Origin of the sequence: Paraburkholderia sp. 32, from assembly GCF_050435345.1 — a bacterium.
Classification (GTDB): Bacteria; Pseudomonadota; Gammaproteobacteria; order Burkholderiales; family Burkholderiaceae; genus Paraburkholderia; species Paraburkholderia tuberum.
The window spans coordinates 153,107-170,460 of the sequence record NZ_JBNDKD010000003.1 but is presented as its reverse complement, the minus strand read 5'-3'; the positions used below and the strand labels follow the sequence as shown (position 1 = coordinate 170,460).

The window sequence follows — 17,354 nt, the reverse complement described above, 5'->3', positions numbered from 1 at the left end:
ACCCCTCCATTTTCTCCGTCTGGTTTTTTGATTGGAGGGTGAGGTGAGCATAGAAGAATCCGAATTCAAACGCGCCATGCGCTGTTTGACCGGGCACGTATGTTTGATCACTACCGGTTCGGACACGGACGGACCGCTTGCCGGCATGACCGCAACCGCTGTGACGTCTGTTAGTGCAGCGCCTCCTATTCTGCTGGTCTGTATCAATCGTGCAAACTCGTCTCTGGCGCACGTGCAGGCCACTGGCAACTTCGTCGTCAACGTTCTGGCGCGCAGTGAGCGGGAATTGGCGCAGCGGTTCTCGCGACCCATTTCGCCGCAAGAAAAGTTTCAGGCAGGGACGTGGAATCGTATTAAGACGGGGGCTCCGGCTTTGGCCAATACTATGGTCAATTTCGATTGCAGCGTCGAACGCATCATTGAGATTGGTACCCACGCCGTGATTTTTGGGCATGTCGAAGGCACTGCCATTAATGGCGACGCAACGACGCCGCTGCTGTATTCCCAAGGCTCTTACGGCGAATTTCAGGCGAATAGAGCCGTCGATTTCCATGATTTACTGTGGATCTCCAACTGGGGGTCCGACTAATCCAAAAATTTCAGATGGAGGGCAGTCTCAAGAGTCAAGTGCAACGTTTAGCTAATCCAGCCTTCTCTAACTCTTTAGCCATTGCTTCCTCGGGGGAGTCCCAGCCGAGCGTCTGGCGAGGCCGCCCGTTAAGCAATTTGGCGATGTCATTGAGTTGGGTCTGCGAGAGCGTCGAAAGGTCTGTGCCCTTTGGCAGAAACTGACGCAGCAAGCCGTTGGTGTTCTCATTGCTGCCGCGCTGCCAGGGCGCATGCGGATCAGCAAACCAGATATCGATATTGAGCCGCCTGGAGAGCTCGACATGGCAGGCCATTTCCGTTCCCCGATCGTAGGTCAGGCTCTCGCGAAGAAAGGCCGGCAACTTCTTCATTTGCCGCGAGAAGCCTTCCAGCGCATTCCTGGCCGTACAGCCATCCATGCGGCACAGAATCACGAAGCGCGTCTTGCGTTCGACCAGCGTGCCCACGGCGGAACGATTAAACGCACCCTTGATGAAGTCGCCCTCCCAGTGCCCCGGCAACAGCCGTTGCTCGATCTGCTCGGGGCGATATTGGATGCGCAAATCCTCGGGAACATAGCTGCCGCCAGCAAGCGTCGTGCGCCGATTTCCGCGCGCCGGTTTTTCTTGGCGCAAGGCTGCGATCATGGCTGGTTTCAGCGAGCCACGTGCATACGTGTAAATGGCAGCATAGACCGTCTCGTGGCTGACGTGCTGACTTGGGTCGTCTGGATACATGGCCCGCAGTTTGGCAGCGATTTGCTGCGGCGACCAGCGCCAGTAGACCAGGTGATCATGCACATGCCGATAAAGCGCGCTGCCTTCGATCAACTTGCGCGGCCGTACGCAGCGCCGACGACGCAGCCGATAGGCCGAGGCCGCCTGCGTCGCACAGTAGCGCGGCGCGTCCACGCTGCAATTACGCGCCAGTTCGCGCGACACCGTCGAAGCGCTGCGCCCCAGCAGCCCCGCAATAGTTCTTATGCTGCCGCCCTTTTGATGTTCGATCATGATCGCCGCGCGTTCTTCCGCACTCAAATGCTTGTAGTTCTTCTTCATCGCAACACCCTACCTCATTCAAGGTGTTGCACTTGGAACTAGAGACTAAGGAGGTACGGCCCGCATTATTCCGCACGCAAGATATGATGCGATTTTGTTAATCACAAAATGCATTATTGTTAGCCGCCTTTCAGGCATCCTTTAGAATACTTGGAGACAATTGATCTTGAAACTGAACCGGAAACTCTTCCTCTCGGCAGTCCTCGCAGCGGGCGCACTGATCTCGGGCGTCGCCCTCGCGAGTACACCTGCCAAACCGGCACCTGCACCTATTGCTGCACCTGCGGCTAAGCCGGCAGCGGCAGCCCCGGTTGGTGCGCCCACGGGTGTTGTTCTGGTCGCTGAAATCGGCAAAGGCGTGTCCGGAACCGACATCAAGGACTACGCGGATCTGATTAGTCGCCTGAAAGATAATCCGGATTGCTACACCTTCGGTACGACGGCTGACGGTACGCGCGACCTGACCGCGATGACCACATTGCAAAAGCGTAACGGTGTTCGCATGGTCAAGTTATCGTACAAGGATACCGCAGAGGAAATCGACGGTTTGATGAAAGCGAAGGTGCAGGTGATCCCGGTTCCGTACGATGTCGCAGCCCCGTACATCAAGAAAGGTCAGATGCGTCCCCTGGTGGTCTTTGGTTCGGCGCGTATCCCCGAGATCAAGGATGTTCCCACTGCGAGCGAAGTGATGCCCGGCTTCGTGTACTGATCTGAAACCACGGTGCAACATAGAAAACCCCTATCGTTGCACTGAACCCCAAGAATTGGAGATAAATCCGACCCTTGGGGTTTTTCATGGCGAAGCTGGATAAGACGCTTAAACCCAAGGTCGTAATGAGCTGGCTTTTGCGTGACCAGGTTGCAATGAAAGCGTGATCTTGGCGGCGTTTGGCATTCGGATCACGCATGCGCCACCGGTGCCGTGGAAGAATGTTTCGCACTTCGCCAGCAGGAGATTTCGACACACTTGAACATGTCGCGCAGTACCAGCCTACCGATACATTTGTAGCCTACGCAGCACCGGATCGGTGGCGCAGGACGAACGGGGAAGTTTCTGTTTGGGGCCTCGACTGCTACATCTGGCACTGGCCGAAATGTCTCTGAACAGACGTACTTTCATCTATGCGGACATAAAGTCCTTCACGCTTCTCCACATTGACAGTGCAGCGTGGCGAATTTGCGGGCGGTGGTAACCAAGTTTTTTGCGCAAGCCAATTCCAGGGTATAAATGACTGCGCGTCTGGCTCAGCCAGCGGACGCAGTTGAGCCAGCAAAGCTGCGTTCGCGTGGACCTCGCCGCCGCATTTTCGTTTGTAGCCGTCGTGACCCGCACGTGGCGCTCTCGCGTAGGTCGACCGTCCACAAAGACCGCGCTCGATTTACCACTGCGCTCCTGCGCGACCCGGACGATCGAACACAGGTCATTGTCTATCGCATCGAGACAGCCTCCTCAACCCAGCGCTGCGTCTGCTGTTCGACGACTCCCACGCTCGAAAGTCATTGGGCAAGCAACAAGCGTCACGATGCACCAGCCCACAACCCAGCAAGGAGTGTTGAACATCTCGCGCGGGGCATAGCGACGCTGTGGCGCGTTCTCGTTCATCAACGTCAGCTATACGGCGCGCAGAAGTACCATTCCTCACCCGATTATCTCCGTTGGCCAGGCTCTGCGCTTTTCCTGGCCGGGAGTTTATAAGACCTTCTAACGGTCGATCACCGAATCGCCTGACAACGTTGTCAGGCGAAGATTCTCAGATATAATACTAAAATGAATGCGATTCCGACACCAGGCCGAACTCCTATCGCTACCGTCCCGGAAGTGGATGGCATTGACTTTCCAGCTCAGGTGGCGTCAGAGACGCGAAAACTGATCAATAGGGGAACGCTCGCGCCCGGCTTTCAACTACGACAGTCGGACCTCGCGGAACGTTTCGGCATCAGCCGTGTGCCGGTGCGTGAGGCATTGAAACTACTGGCGGCGGAAGGCATCATCGAACACGATCCGAATCGTGGATTTTTCGTCGCTCAGTTGTCGAGCGGTGAGGCCCGACAGTTGTATTGGATGCGCCAACTCCTCGAAGCAGAGTTGCTCATGACGGTTGAATGGCCCACATCCGCGCAGATCAGGGAATTCAAGGGCTTACTGTCCCGGCTTGAAGAATTGATTCAAGCCGGTAATCGTGAGGGGTGGATCGAATTACACCGCACACTTCACGATAAGATTTTCAACCTCTCGCCTAATAAAGTGATTAAACGGGAAGTCCTACGATTGTTGCGACTCACCGATCGTTATCGGGCGCTGGCTGCCGATATTTCAGCGCATCCGCAAAATCGTAACGCTAATATCGAAGCAAAACTCGTGAACGCTTTGGAAAGCAAAGACCGGGAATTGCTGCTCTCAACTTATGAGAAAGGGCGAACGGTGGTTCTTGACGGGTTGATGATAGTGCTTGCGGCCCGGGAATAAACGAAAAAAACGGCACCGTGAGTGATCTGCTGTCGGAATCCTGAACAGAAAAGGGCTTTTCTTCATTTTGCCAACGAGAGATACTCGGAAGTTCGAATCTTGATATATAAGACCAAAATGTATTTCGTTTTGGTGGGGAGTAGATGGTCACCGCACTTCGCGAAACGGACACCGTTGATTTTCCGGCTCACGTGGCCGCAGAGACGCGCAAGCTGATTAATCGAGGGGTGTTAGCACCGGGCCTCCAACTGCGGCAGTCGGAACTTGCTGATCGATTCGGGATCAGCCGCGTTCCGATCCGGGAAGCACTGAAGCTCTTGGCGGCAGAAGGCATCATTGAGCACGATCCGAATCGTGGATTCTTTGTCGCACAGTTGTCAAGTGATGAGGCCCGACAACTATATCGGATGCGTCAACTGCTTGAGGCAGAACTGCTGAGCACGATCGAGTGGCCTACGCCCGAGCAGCTGACGCTGCTCAAGCGAATGCTTACAGATCTCACGGAGTTGCTGGCGGCGGGTAATCGCGATGGCTGGATCGAAAAGCACCGTGCTTTCCACGACACGATTTTCGAACTGTCTCCACACAAGGTGATCAAGCTAGAAATCCTGCGTTTGATGCGTTTGTCGGATCGCTATCGTGCGCTGGCCGCGGATGTCTCGGCAAGTCCGGAACATCGCCGGGCAGATATCGAAGCGCGATTGGTGCAGGCACTGGAAAGTCGGGACAGAGTTCATCTGCTTGCAGCCTATGATCAAGGGCGTTCAGTGGTTTTGGAAGGACTGGTGAGGGTACTGGCCGCTAGAGGGGCCTAAAAACGAAAGGAGGGCCGCAATCTGTGCCCCCTTACGCTCATTTGATTGGAACGTCGTGTACAGGAGGTGTTCGGCCCCACGGTACCCGGCGCGCGTCAAGCAAGTTGTCGCCTCACTCATGCAGCCAGAGGCTGTTTATTTGCGCTGATCGACGCCATCTCGACGACTGAGTCGCGTTCGGGGTTAAGCGTCACGGCACCAACCGGTGTCCAGTTGCGCGTGTGGCGCGACCAGCGGGCCGGATTGCGCTCGCGGGCCCTCTCGTACAGTGCATGCCGAGCGGCGAGAAGCGCACGATCGTCACCGGCGTGACGCTGCGCAGGCGTCACGTAGCGGATGCCACTATGACGATGCTCGAAGTTGTACCACTGCACGAAGCCGGCAGCCCAGGTGCGAGCAGCGCTCAGGTCCTCGAAGCCTGTGACCGGAAACTCCGGCCGGTACTTCGCGGTTCGGAACAGCGCCTCGGCATAGGCGTTGTCGTCGCTGACCCGGGGGCGCGAGTACGACGGCTTGATGCCCAGCCAGTGCAGCATCGCCAGCACGGTAGTGGCCTTCAGCGTCGCCCCGTTATCGCCGTGCAGCACCGGCCGGGCCTCAAGGGCGGCAATGCCTTCGGAGAGCGCCGTACGACGTACGAGATGAGCAGCGTGTTCGGCCGCGTCGCTGTCGTGCACCTCCCAGCCGACAATCTTGCGGCTGTACAGGTCCAGAATCAGGTACAGGTGGAACCATCGCCCTGTGACCGTTGCCGGCAAATAGGTCATGTCCCAGCACCACACCTGGCGCGGCGCGGTTGCAACGTGCGTGGTCGGCGGCCGGCCGCTCGAAGGCGTTCTGGCACGGCCACGGCGCCTCATCTGCCCATGCTCGCGCAGCACGCGTGCAAAGGTCGATTCGCTGGCGATATACACGCCTTCGTCAGCCAGCATCGGCACGATGCGCGCCGGTGGCATGTCGGCAAAGCGCGGCTCGCTGGCTACGCGCAGCACGTTTTCCCGCTCCTCCGGGCTCAAGGTGTGCGCGGGCAGCAGGCGCATCGCGCCGGGCCTGGCGTCGCCAGTGACGAGCCCTTGATTGGCCCTCCAGCGCTGCAGGGTACGCACGTCGATTCCGGCCACCTCGCAGGCCAGGCGCAACCGTGCGCCAGCCAGTCTTGCCGAATCGATTTCCCGGGCCAGGAACTGGCGATCTTCGAGGCCGATCATTCGTCCTCGCCCTTGTCCGTGTTGAAGATCGCCCCGAGTTTTTTTGAAAGAACCAGCAATGCGGCTGCCTCGGCCAGTGCTTTCTCCTTGCGCCGCAGTTCGCGTTCCAGTTCCTTGATGCGACGCTGGTCCTGCTTCGTCTGCTGTGGACTCGCACGGGCCTCTTCGGGCTCGGCCAGCGCCTGCGTGGCCGCTTGCCGCCACTGCGCCAGTTCCTGCGGATACACGCCATGCTCGCGGCACCACGCATTGCGGGCCGTCTCGTCCATCGCTGCCGTGCTCAACACCGCTTCGAAACGCGCGGCCGCTGTCCAGGCCCGCTCGCGAGCGGGCATGGACAGCGCATCACTGCGCCAGCGCTCCAGCGTCTGCGCGCCCACACCGATCTCTCGCGCAACCTCTTCCACTGATGCGCTCTCCGGCGGCAGCAACCGCGCCACTGCCCTGTCCTTGAATGTCTTTCCGTAACGCGCCAACTTGTTCTCTCTTTATCGCCCCCAGATTCCAATTTTATCCAGGCGACAACCATTGTGACGCGGGGGGTACCTTGCCGCTGGACACGATGTTGGCATTCATGGTGGCTTCATGGCGTTGTCAGCATTATCCGTGCGGTGATACGCGCTCACCGCCCAGTCCCGCGATTTTCAGTAGTGCGGCAAGCGGATGCCCAGTCCGCAGCCCTTCACGATTTGCGTGTTTTTCTTTTGTGCTGTTTGGTTTTTTCCCCTGGACAGCGCATCGAGCTTTTTCAGATACGCCGCCTCCATCCGCAGATACACGAGTTCCCTGAGTTGTTCTTCGCGTGATCGCGTATCGGCAGCTTTCTCTTCAACAGGCAGGTCACGCCGGGTCTTGGGCATTTTTTGGACGCCATCGTCGGCGGCGCATCAGAGCATCTGCAGCGCCCTCATCATATAGGCGCACCCATTGCGAGACCCTGGCAGGATCGTGGATGTCCTACAGAGCCGTGACTTCGCGCAGGGAAAGCCCCTCACGCGACGTGAGCCTGAGCACCTTCGGCCCGCGAAGTGAACGTCGTATCGACTGCGCTTAGGGCATAGCGTTGCGTCGCCGTGCAAACGATAGGCATCAACCCAGCGACGCAACATCGAGTAGCCGATCTCGTGGCGGGCTGCCAATACTGGCCGCCCAACTCCCCCCGCGCAAATGCGTGTTGCTTAACTTCAGTTTGAACCGCTTATCGTACTTCGCCATGAAAGACACCCCAAAGGTTGGATCCGTGTCGAACTTTTGGGATGCAGTTAATTAACATCGAAGGCTTTTTCTCGGTTCTGTTGCAATAAGTTGTCCGCAGTACCGCAGTCTTCGTCGATATCAAGGAAACCATCCCTCATCGATGGCTTTTTTTGTGCCTGGAGACTCTGATTTAGATGGCGCGTGCGATCTTGAAGTTAGTAACCAGTGTCTGTAGGCGCTCTGCTTCTGCATGAACGTCACGGGCTGCAGCAGCGGCCTCTTCGACCAAGGCTGCGTTGTGCTGGGTCACTGTATCGATTTCGCCGATCGCCTTATTTATCTCCATGATGCCGCGGTGGCCGTCATCGGATGCGTGGGTGATCTCCTCCATCAGAGTCGAGACCCGGGTGAACTCACTCACCACGTCGTTGATTTTGGACCCGGCATCGTTCACCAGTTGAGATCCTTGGACAACGCGGGTGACCGAATTGCTGACCAATTCCTTGATCTCTTTGGCCGCCGTTGCCGAGCGTTGAGCCAGCGTGCGGACTTCCTGGGCCACGACGGCGAAGCCACGGCCTTCGTTGCCAGCACGTGCGGCTTCGACCGCCGCGTTAAGGGCTAGGATATTGGTCTGAAAAGCGATGCCCTCGATAGTCGCAATGATGTCGGCGACTTTCCTCGATTGATCGGCAATGCCGCTCATGGTGGTCACAACGTGTTTCATGACCTCTCCACCGCTGTTTGCCAGATCGGACGTAGTCTGTGCGAGTTCGAGGCCTTGTTTGGCATTCGCCGCGTTGTTCTGCACCGTCGCCGTCAACTGCTGGATCGAAGCTACCGTCTGCTCGAGAGACGCCGCCTGTTCCTCGGTGCGCTGGCTCAGATTCTCGTTCCCCGCGGCGATTTCGGATGCGCCGGTCAATACCGCCTCACTGCCGGACCGGACCTGCTTTACGATATCCACGAGACTCTCATTCATGCTGCGAAGCGCGCGCATCAATTGGCCAAGTTCAGTATCGGAATGTACCCTGACTTCTGACGTCAAATCCCCTGACGCAACTGCCTCAGCAATCTTTACGGCGTCATTCAACGGGAAGACGATCGACGTCGCAACCGTGTTGCAGACATATACCGTAGCAACGATAGCGATACATATTACGGTGAACGTCAGCATCAAGGCCACATCATAGTCATGAATGGCCTTTTCCGCAGCCTGATCTGCCTGCTTCTGAATGAAGTCCATATGGGCGGTGAGCGTCTCCTCCGTGGATTTGAAAACAGCAAAGATCTTGGTGTTGGCGAGCACACGCTCGGTAGCAAGATCCGGATTATCAGACATTGCAAGCGTGTAGAGTTCTTTGTTGATCATCGCGTACGCAGCGATTGCTTTCTTATCGTTCTCGAAATACTGACGATCCTCGCCCGGGCGCGCGTGTTTCTCATAGCGATCGACACTCTTTCTCAGCTGATACAAGGCTTCGGCTCGAATCGCAGCATTGGTATCTTTGGCATTCTTGGTATCAGACAAGACAAGACCCAGCGTGGAACGACGATCTGTACTGAGCGCCAGACGAAGATCCGCAATCGTTTTGACTGACTCCATCCAATTCTGTTTGATGTCCATTAGATGTGATTGAATCTGATGCGCCTGGAAGAGCGCAAATCCCGCGGCACTGCATAGCAGCACGATAACGATTGCGAAACTTACAAACAGCCGGTTGCGTATTTTGAGATTGCAAAGAAGCAGGAGCATGTTTTATTGCCTACATTAATTGTATACTTTGTATTTCGGCATGAGCCCTATGAGTATGGATAGGTGACAACGTTAATTGTGTAATCTGGCCTGATGCGTTATAGCCGCGCCCCGCAAGATCGATAACCGCCCTGTACGCGTGCGCACTGGAAACTCTGAACTCGAGCAGGACCAGCGTGCCGCGCATGCGGCATCCGGACAGTCGTGTCGACTGGGCGAAAGCCGTGCATGGCGCGCAATGCTGGCGTTTGTTCAGACCGTTGCTCGCGGCCGCGGCGGCGAGAAGACGTCGTGGGTAAAGGGCAACGCAAAGACGCGCTGGATTAGATCATCCGCTGGCCACGTTTTAGGGCGGAGAAGGGAGGTTGCCGTTCACGCCGGTGCGCCAACGACGCTGGAGGGTCTTGGACTGCCCGTCACGGCAAATCTCGAGACATCGATTGAGCCGTGGGCTGGGGAATTAGCAAGCAGGCGCTTAAGCAACGCAATAAAAATATCGGCTTCATCCTCGGTTAAGAGGCCAATCAATTTATTGTCAGTTGCGCCGAGAATGGCTGTAATGTTCGCAGCCATCGCAACTCCGCTTCCCGTAAGCTGAACACACCAGCAGCGACAGTCGTTTGGATGCCGAGACCTCATTACAACTCCAGCATCCATGAGACGCGGAATGATTCTGGATAGCGCCCCCATATCGAAATGCAGCCGGTGCGCGAGTTGAACCTGCGTCATGAATTGGTGCCCAGCCAGGCATGCGACGACCTTCGCCTGTGCAAACGAAATCCCAAGCGATGACTTCAAATGTTGATCAGCAGACTCGGAGATCGCTTTGTCAATCTCAACAATACGGGTGAGCCAACTTAAAGCCGGGACTTCCGCCTCATAACCTAGGTGTAGCCCCTCCTCGCTCTTCATTTCTTGCTGCTTTTCCTGCAAAGGTGGTCGGAACCAGTGGTTGGGCGTGCTCTATACGTCCTAAAACCACCTCGTACTATGGTTGATCATTCGCTCCTGCGCTGCTACTGCTTGCCCGGCGCACCGAATTGCTCTCATCCGCGGGTCGAACGTTTCCGAAGACGTTGGACTTTATTATAGCATTCAAATGTGAATATTATCATTACTTCGGACGAGGGGAAATTGGGGCACTTTCTGAGCTTGACGGGGCGGACTTTCCTACGCAAATCGCAGCGGAAAGGCAAAACTGATCAATCGAGGCACGCTGGCACTGAGTTCGAATTGCGCCGCGCTAACCTTGGCGACCGCTTGGAACGGACGGATGGCAGTATTTGCGGCCCCCGGTGCATAACCCAAGAAGGCCACGACAGCGATGACGAAAACATGATCATCGCTGCCGTTCCTCAATGAAGCATCAGAATCGATGCATCATGCCAAGCTGGAAAACAGTCTGGATATTGCCGCTTGCCACGATGTTCCCGATTTCTGCAGCGTATGCGCCGTTGGTGCGTTGATATACGCCGGCGGCATAGACCGCGGTGCGTCTCGACAACGTGTACGTCAACTGCAACGCGGCCTGGTTGATCACCACGTTCTTCAGCAACGCGTTACCATTTTCGTAGGTATAAGCGCCGCCGAGGTTCCAAGCCGGTGAGAAGTCATATCCGACGCCACCAGCCAGGGCGTAAATCTTGGCCCCCGTATGGGTGTTGCGCGCGTCGCTATACATCCCTGAGACAGTGAAATGGCCGAACTTCGTCCTTGCTCCGGCGAGCAGGTTGGCGATGCCACTATGTCCATTGTTGACCGGCGCATAGTTCTGCTCAGTGTAAACAACAGCAGCACGCGTTTCACCATTCCGGAAGCTGATCGCCGCGCTTTTTCCGGCCCCGTTGTTGAAGTCGCCCGCTGTGCCGCCGAAGCTATACATGACGCCAGCCGACAGCCCGGCATATTCCTCCGACACAACCTTGATGGCATTCGCCATCCGCTTGCCGCCGACACGATCCCAGTTGATGGCCGCTAATCCAGAAATTTGGCCGTTCGTCGTGATAGGCGCGAACGGGCCGCCCGAGACGGCGCCAGCAATCTGCGCCGGCCCTGAAACGCCGAGCAGGTCGGCACCGAAGCTACCGGTCCGGAAGTTGAGCATACCGCCAGCGATGCCCGTTGCCGGATCGATACCACCGATCAGGTAGTAGTCGAAGGCGAAGTCGTTTTGGCGCCCGAGGCGGAAGCTGCCAATCCCTGCTTGACTGAGTCCGACCCACGACGAGTTCTCGAACATCGCGCCGCGGGACTGCGGATCAAGTCCCCCTGTGCTCAGGCTGATCATCGAGTCGAGGCTGAAGTTTGCGCGCAGGCCCCCTCCCATGTCCTCGCTCCCGCGGAAGAAAAACTTGGTGGGAAAGATGGCGGAATCCTGCATTTGATACAAACGGGCCCCACCTGAATCACGATAGGTGGCGACACCTTCGTCAAGAAATCCTCCAAGCATGACGCTACTTTGCGCACGGGCGGCCGTAACGCTCATGCAAACTGATGCACATGCAAGCGGCACCGCGGCCCACCGGTGTTTCCTCCACGTCCCCTGGTGATTCATACATTCTCCTGATTGTTATATGTGATCTCTGAAACCGACTGCTATTGAATTACAAACGCGAGTAGGTCAATTTGTTACGCCGGTCCGTTGCCCTCCTGGAGATGTGCAGCATCCAATGCGACGTCGGGACCCGGCGGGACGCCCGAAGCAATTCTTGAATGGCGAGCGCCTGGGGCGGTGCCAGTTGCCCGTAGGCACCGACCAAATAGAGAAAGGGGCCGGCGTCGGCCCAGTTGTCGACCACCCCTAGTAGCCATGGGCTTGACCACACCGTCTTCCGACTTCCCACGGCCATCAATCACCTTCTAATCCGTCACTCCGTGAGAGTCCGCGGATCAGCCTTCAGCATCATGTTCGGCTTCGGATTCGCATGATCTCGATAACGCTTTTCTAATGCATCCTGATACCACCTAATGCGCACCAATAATGCCGATCGCAACCGCCGCCCCGACGGAAACGTAAGCAGCAACCGACGTCTTGATTGCCAATCCGGCGGTCGATACCGCGCTAATCGCACCGACATGGGAGAGAGTCACCATTTATCCCACACCGGATCCCCGGAACGGGTTGGATAGATATGGGTCGACAGAGGATATTCGCCAAGCTGTATGCCTGCGATCGAAATGCCCTTCAGTATCATCCTCGCGATCAAAGCCACGTTTTCGGCCGTCGTAATTGCCCCGCCACCATGACCCGGTGACAAAAGAAGAAGAAGCGCGCTCGCAGCCGTGACCCCGCGGACCGCGAAGAGCCGCGTGTCACGAAGATACGTGGCGGAAAGCAGGGCGCGCATGCCAACGTCTTCCACTGGAAGCGCGCACCTAAAAGCAGGCACAATAGAATTCGTTGTCCTCAGTCAAAATAGTATTTATAGCGGCCTACAATGTCAATGAGCCATATTCTGGTGAAAACCCTTGGCTTCCCCAACTGGCGCAATTTGCCATTCAATGGTGGCGGTTCGCGACTATTGAGTTGCGCGTTATAACCTTGCGCACGTATCACGACCTTGTGCTGTGATGCCGCGCGATGTCGCAGCAGCTAAGGCCTTTTTCACCAAGGCAGTCAAGCATCAGGGCGACCACGGGAGACGGCCACGCCATATGGGTATGCAGCGTCGCACCGGGCTGGGCGTGAGATGAAGTCCTATGGCCTGCTTCCAAGGATACGAAGTTGCGCTCCTCGAAGTACCTCAATAACCTGATCGAGCAAGACCATCGTCACATCAAGTCCAGGACGAATGTGATGCGCGGGCTCAAGAGGTTCAGAAATGCCCAGACTACGATTTCAGGCATCGAGTTGATGCATCGCATTGGCAAGGTGCAGTGTGACCTGTCCGCTCTTGCGCTTGAGGACATCACTGCCCCCTCCGTCTGGAATGCCGTCATTTTCAATTGATAAGGCATCCATATCTCAAGGCATAACGGACCCACTATCCACTACCTATTTGCACCAGATCCTCCTCGATTACCAGAGCACATTCGATGCGTTTGTCTGGCAGTTTGACTGCCTCAAGCTGCAACGGATCATTCCGATATGAGGCGGGTGGTCACTCTCGGTACACATTCCGCAAGCTCCCCAGTAAAGCCAGCGACCTGCGTAGTGGTCGGCTTCCGCCCGAAGGCGCTTGCCGATTAAAGTCCCGGCTTCTGATGTGTCACGCGACTCCGGTCACGGCGTGCCGGAGATAGCGGTTCGACCAAAGGGCGCAAGCCCCGTCGGCTGGACGGCGTAAGCCCCGATTTTCTCATCCCTTGCCGAGCGGCGGCCGACTTGGGAACCCCCGCCAGGTTGCTCAACTGGACTAGCTCATTGGCCGCCTCGCCCAGCAGTACCGAATACTCGTGTATTTTTCCCACGGTCAGCCGTCCTCTCGGACCGGCCGGGCTAATGACGCCAACGCAGCGCGAGCCGCACGGGCGTGGTAACCGCCGACATGCGCGGCGCGAACACCTCGTCGATCATCGCATAGCCACGGACCCGTGCAGCGTGCAGAAAACCGTGCAGCGCCCTGAGCGTCGTCGGCGCATTGGGTCCGAATTCATTCGGCTGTCCGAAGCCCTGTTTCAAGACCAGCGCGGCCGCCTGTTCATCGGTCATCGTCATGAGCCATGCGTGTCCGGTCGACGTGCATAAAAGTCGTGCTGCCTGGCCCACGTCGGGATCGTAGCAAAAGGCCGTCCGCTGCCCGTCCGCCTTCCCCACCCAGATGATCGCTATCATCGCGTCCGCGCATTTGACGATGTTGGCGATGACGTCGATCGTCCAGATAGACTGGCCGCCGAAGCTCGCGATTGTCTCGTCCTGCATGGCCATCGCGAGCGCGAGCAGCGGAAGCATAGGCCAGAGGTGCCGATGCATGCCATGCGAGCGCGTGTCAGTCGACCGGGCCGAGGTAACCCTGGAACCCCGAGCGCAGTTCTGCTCTCTTTGCGAGCTTCACCGCCCGCTTGACCAGCGACGCGTATACAGCGTCGCTCTTGGGTACAGGCAGAGGCAATTGCGCTTCCGCTTCGACTATGGAGTACTGCTGCCGCTCGCCGAAAAAGTCGGCGATACCATCGAAGCGTGCATCCGACAGCACCGGATCGTGCTGCGCGCCGTTTCATGTACCAGAGAAGCATTCATTCGCAAACGCGGGAGATGCGCGACGCGCATCCACGGTGTACGCCGAACAGCTTATTGACCGCAGCGCGCTCGGCCAGTTGACGCCGCTCGAGCAATGACCCTAAGCGATCTTCCTTACACGATCAAAGTCGGAGAACCGCGCCCGGGCATGGTTACGAATCGTCGGTAACTGCATGCCATCACGCATCGGCCTCCTACCTCAAGCCCGTTCCGAACCGATTGAGCAGTACCAACGCACAGAACACCCGCTCAAATTAAACTTCGTTACCGCGTAAATAATCTGGAAAGTCTGCGGAGCTTCAATCACTACGTGGTCTACCAATGCCATAGCTGCGCATTCTGTTGCGTTCGGAACGTAATCCTTATTTAGAACCTTTTGACAAGCAACACGTAGCTTCGCGCATGTAGGCGATGCGGTCGGAAGTGTTCGATTCATCTTCGACACTGATTGCCCGTGGTAAGAGGCGGCACCCCAAAAAGGAAAGTAACCATCTCGAATGGCAACGTGACGGCGACGGCCGACGGCCGACGGCAGCTCACCTTCAGCCGTGACCGTCTACGGTCACCCGAGCCGCAGTGGCGTCACGCAACGGTCATCCAGCGGACCGCGCTTCTACACCCTTCCCTGCTATTTACTCGAGCGGCGCGACAGAGGCACCTGCAATACGGTGGCGTTCAAGCGCTTGCGCGACGAAACCGTTTCGTTTCATGTCCTCAACGAACTCACGCAACATCTTCGCAACCATTTCGCGCCGACTCCTGGCGACACCCATCGCCTGCCGGATGACCATGAAGGGCACTGTCAGGTTGGTGGGGAGGCGGCGGTAGAATGAAGTGATGAAAGAAACGAAATCGCCTTATCACGGCCACCGCTTCCCTGCGGTCATCATCAGTTGCGCGGTTCGCTGGTATTTCCGGTTCAGCCTGAGCTTGCGCGACATCGAGGAGTTGATGCTCGAGCATGGTGTCGTGGTCACGTACGAAACGATCCGTTGCTGGTGCGACAAGTTCGGTGCTCGATTCGCCCAGTGCGCGAAAGCGGCGCGGCGCAAGCCGGGCAGCACCTGGCATCTGGACGAGCTGTTCGTGACGCTGCGCGGCGAGCCGTATCTGTTGTGGCGTGCAGTGGACGAGCATGGCGCCGATCTCGATGTGCTGGTGCAAAAGCGGCGAAGGCCGCGGCAAAGCGCTTCTTCAAGCGCCTGCTGCGTTCAAACCCGGCGCGGCGCCGGATCGTTATCGACCAGCTTCGCAGCTATCCGGCGGCGAAGGCTGAGATTCCCGAGCTCGCTCATGTGAAGCACGTTTTCGTCGAAGCAGTTGCATGCGTGAACAACCGCGCCGAGAACAGCCACCAGCCGACCCGCAGGCGCGAACGCCAGATGTGCGGCTTTCGCGATCCCGTCGCACGCAGACATTTCTCTCATGCTTCGGCCCGATCGGGCAGCACTTCGCGTTGCCCGGACATCGGATGACCGCGGCCTGTCATCGTGCCGTACTCAGAGAACGCTTCGCCGCATGGCATGCTTGGACTGTCTCTGCCGCAGTCGAGAAAATTATTTGATAAGGATAACTACTCTTGAGCGACACAGGTCAGTCTGTGCCCGCCAAGTTGACAGAGCCCTACTTCGCGGCCGCTGTATTACGGTCCACGACGACTGGCCCTGCCTCGATTATGCGTACAGCAGGAATTTTGATAATTTCCTGCTTGTACGCGGGGTCGTATGCCTCGAACACGAAATTACTGACAGGCCCGATTTAGGCTACCCAAACAGACGCTCCAAAGCCATCTCTGGCAACGCCGGAGCAGGAGGAAAGACCTTCCAGCATCCGTCGTCGTGCCGAAAGAAGAACAGTGCGAGTCTTTCGCTGCCGTGTACGGTCTCGACGCACACGAAACGCCCTTTGCCCGAGCGCGGACGGCCCAGTGCCGTCACCCTTGCGCTCTCTGGAGGTTGCAACCCGAGCCACTTTTCAACTACGAAACGTAAAGATTGCTCTCCGGTCTTCATCACTTTATCCTCTCTGTCCCGCGAAAAGGCGCCTGTCGATGCACTGTGCCGATGTTGGGTGCCCGTGCGATGCGTATGCCAGTGCTCCAGCGCAAACCATCGACAAGCGTGCTATTTCCACATTCGGACGGAAAGGCGGATGATCGCCCGTCGAGGTGATCGTGTCGAGCGACCAACCAAAAGACCCGGATCCACGTCGTCGGCAAACCGTATCGTGTCGGTGCCGCATCATCTTGAGCCGCCTGCTACTGCATCAGCCCCGGGTCATACCTCTATGCGCTTACCGATCGCTGGTCACGTATGAGGTTTGCAACAAAGACCAGCTAAGCCACACCCAACCCGAAGTAGTCGAAATTGCGCAGCGGACGGTAATCGGCATACCCCAAACCCATCGAGCCAATATACGCCGCCACGGTGAGCAAAAAACAGATTCCTGCTGCTATCCAGGTATCCTTCTTCATATCAGCCTCAGCGGTTATGCGTCGCCTTGATGTGGTGATGACAGCGCACGTTTCGCTGTTGAACTGTTGGGTTCGCTCCGGAAAGACCTTTTCCAGCCGTCCCAAAGCCACATCGGTTCGAGTTTGAGTCGAAACACCGCCGCCATGTATCCGCTGTAGGCCAGCAGGAGCACGCCGTTCATAAACAATTCCTGCGGCCCGGTAAAGAGCTGGCGCGGCGTGGCGACAATGTACGTGTTGAGCCAGAAGATCGTTACGGTGGTTGGCATCTCGCGGATTAGCACGAGCAGTACGCCCCGGTTCGTCAAGAGCATCAGCCCGTAAAAGAACTCCATTTACTTGACCGCTGAATACATATGAATTGTTGTGGCCGCCGCAACGTAAGCTCCGCCGATACCGGGGATTTCCGGCACCCAACCGCTCAGGATGTATCGATCCCCGAGTAGAAAAGATGAACTCCGGAAGCAGAGCCGCAACCACATGACGACGTACTTCCATGGTGATGCGTTGGCGCAATTCATTCAAGTCTCCTAATCTAAATTCTCGCGATCGATTTGCGCGGCCATCCGGCCACAGCATTTGCATTTACCGTGACAGCCAGCGCTACTCC

The 17,354-nt window shown here is 57.2% G+C and carries 16 protein-coding genes and 3 pseudogenes; 6 read left to right on the top strand and 13 right to left on the bottom strand.

Annotated features, from left to right (window positions below; all coding sequences use genetic code 11):
• The first annotated feature begins 43 nt into the window (after positions 1 to 43).
• A complete protein-coding gene (locus tag OKW26_RS23470) occupies positions 44 to 589 on the top strand; it encodes a flavin reductase family protein (protein WP_311734868.1) in 546 nt (181 codons plus the stop codon).
• Between the two features lie 34 nt (positions 590 to 623).
• Here OKW26_RS23470 and OKW26_RS23465 read toward each other — a convergent pair whose 3' ends face one another.
• Complete coding sequence (locus tag OKW26_RS23465; RefSeq protein WP_429352295.1) at positions 624 to 1,646, bottom strand: IS30 family transposase; 1,023 nt, start codon at positions 1,644 to 1,646, stop codon at positions 624 to 626.
• Positions 1,647 to 1,812: 166 nt separating this feature from the next.
• On the opposite strand from OKW26_RS23465, the gene OKW26_RS23460 reads away from it, so the two are divergent.
• The 3 genes from OKW26_RS23460 (at position 1,813) to OKW26_RS23450 (ending at position 4,931) form a co-directional block, all read left to right on the top strand.
• Complete coding sequence (locus OKW26_RS23460) at positions 1,813 to 2,358, top strand: tripartite tricarboxylate transporter substrate-binding protein (RefSeq protein WP_184062842.1); 546 nt, start codon at positions 1,813 to 1,815, stop codon at positions 2,356 to 2,358.
• A 1,059-nt stretch (positions 2,359 to 3,417) separates the two neighbouring features.
• Positions 3,418 to 4,116 carry a GntR family transcriptional regulator gene (locus OKW26_RS23455; protein WP_184062844.1) on the top strand — a complete coding sequence of 233 codons (699 nt, stop codon included), beginning with the start codon at positions 3,418 to 3,420 and terminating at the stop codon, positions 4,114 to 4,116.
• A 143-nt stretch (positions 4,117 to 4,259) separates the two neighbouring features.
• Complete coding sequence (locus OKW26_RS23450; protein ID WP_429355389.1) at positions 4,260 to 4,931, top strand: GntR family transcriptional regulator; 672 nt, start codon at positions 4,260 to 4,262, stop codon at positions 4,929 to 4,931.
• Between the two features lie 116 nt (positions 4,932 to 5,047).
• Here the strand turns inward: OKW26_RS23450 and OKW26_RS23445 are convergent.
• The 6 genes from OKW26_RS23445 to OKW26_RS23420 all read right to left on the bottom strand — a co-directional run bounded on the left by OKW26_RS23445 (position 5,048) and on the right by OKW26_RS23420 (position 12,439).
• Positions 5,048 to 6,615 (bottom strand): IS3 family transposase gene (locus OKW26_RS23445; protein ID WP_429353521.1). Its coding sequence is split into 2 segments (ribosomal slippage): positions 5,048 to 6,177 and positions 6,177 to 6,615, totalling 1,569 coding nucleotides; the frame shifts between segments, so codons are not numbered across the junction.
• A gap of 168 nt (positions 6,616 to 6,783) precedes the next feature.
• Positions 6,784 to 6,999 (bottom strand): hypothetical protein, encoded by a 216-nt coding sequence (locus tag OKW26_RS23440; protein WP_184062848.1) that lies wholly within the window; start codon positions 6,997 to 6,999, stop codon positions 6,784 to 6,786.
• 527 nt (positions 7,000 to 7,526) lie between these two features.
• On the bottom strand, positions 7,527 to 9,092 hold the full coding sequence (locus OKW26_RS23435; RefSeq protein ID WP_429355388.1) for a methyl-accepting chemotaxis protein: 1,566 nt from the start codon (positions 9,090 to 9,092) through the stop codon (positions 7,527 to 7,529).
• Between the two features lie 372 nt (positions 9,093 to 9,464).
• Entirely contained in the window at positions 9,465 to 10,004 is a 540-nt protein-coding gene (locus OKW26_RS23430; protein WP_429355387.1) for a MarR family winged helix-turn-helix transcriptional regulator, read from the bottom strand.
• A 454-nt stretch (positions 10,005 to 10,458) separates the two neighbouring features.
• Positions 10,459 to 11,646: a porin gene (locus OKW26_RS23425; protein WP_429355386.1), complete on the bottom strand. Its 1,188-nt coding sequence runs from the start codon at positions 11,644 to 11,646 to the stop codon at positions 10,459 to 10,461.
• A 532-nt stretch (positions 11,647 to 12,178) separates the two neighbouring features.
• A complete protein-coding gene (locus OKW26_RS23420; protein ID WP_429355385.1) occupies positions 12,179 to 12,439 on the bottom strand; it encodes a hypothetical protein in 261 nt (86 codons plus the stop codon).
• A 380-nt stretch (positions 12,440 to 12,819) separates the two neighbouring features.
• Between OKW26_RS23420 and OKW26_RS23415 the strand changes: the two are divergent.
• Positions 12,820 to 13,041 (top strand): annotated as a pseudogene (locus OKW26_RS23415) (DDE-type integrase/transposase/recombinase); the annotation flags it as partial.
• A 489-nt stretch (positions 13,042 to 13,530) separates the two neighbouring features.
• Here the strand turns inward: OKW26_RS23415 and OKW26_RS23410 are convergent.
• The 3 genes and pseudogenes from OKW26_RS23410 to OKW26_RS23400 form a co-directional block, all read right to left on the bottom strand.
• Positions 13,531 to 13,959: an IclR family transcriptional regulator domain-containing protein gene (locus tag OKW26_RS23410; RefSeq protein ID WP_429355384.1), complete on the bottom strand. Its 429-nt coding sequence runs from the start codon at positions 13,957 to 13,959 to the stop codon at positions 13,531 to 13,533.
• A 61-nt stretch (positions 13,960 to 14,020) separates the two neighbouring features.
• The gene (locus OKW26_RS23405) at positions 14,021 to 14,227 is read right to left on the bottom strand and encodes a hypothetical protein (protein WP_429355383.1); all 207 of its coding nucleotides are present in this window, start codon (positions 14,225 to 14,227) and stop codon (positions 14,021 to 14,023) included.
• Between the two features lie 676 nt (positions 14,228 to 14,903).
• Positions 14,904 to 15,065: pseudogene (locus OKW26_RS23400) on the bottom strand (ABC transporter substrate-binding protein); the annotation flags it as partial.
• A gap of 43 nt (positions 15,066 to 15,108) precedes the next feature.
• Between OKW26_RS23400 and OKW26_RS23395 the strand changes: the two are divergent.
• Positions 15,109 to 15,835: pseudogene (locus tag OKW26_RS23395) on the top strand (IS6 family transposase).
• A 199-nt stretch (positions 15,836 to 16,034) separates the two neighbouring features.
• On the opposite strand, the gene OKW26_RS23390 reads toward OKW26_RS23395, so the two are convergent.
• From OKW26_RS23390 to OKW26_RS23380, 3 genes are all read right to left on the bottom strand, one after another.
• Positions 16,035 to 16,283, bottom strand: coding sequence for a hypothetical protein (locus OKW26_RS23390; protein WP_429355382.1), 249 nt, complete (start codon positions 16,281 to 16,283; stop codon positions 16,035 to 16,037).
• A 323-nt stretch (positions 16,284 to 16,606) separates the two neighbouring features.
• Positions 16,607 to 16,744 (bottom strand): hypothetical protein, encoded by a 138-nt coding sequence (locus OKW26_RS23385; protein ID WP_429355381.1) that lies wholly within the window; start codon positions 16,742 to 16,744, stop codon positions 16,607 to 16,609.
• Positions 16,745 to 16,758: 14 nt separating this feature from the next.
• Entirely contained in the window at positions 16,759 to 17,079 is a 321-nt protein-coding gene (locus OKW26_RS23380; protein ID WP_429355380.1) for a hypothetical protein, read from the bottom strand.
• Between the last annotated feature and the right edge of the window lie 275 nt (positions 17,080 to 17,354).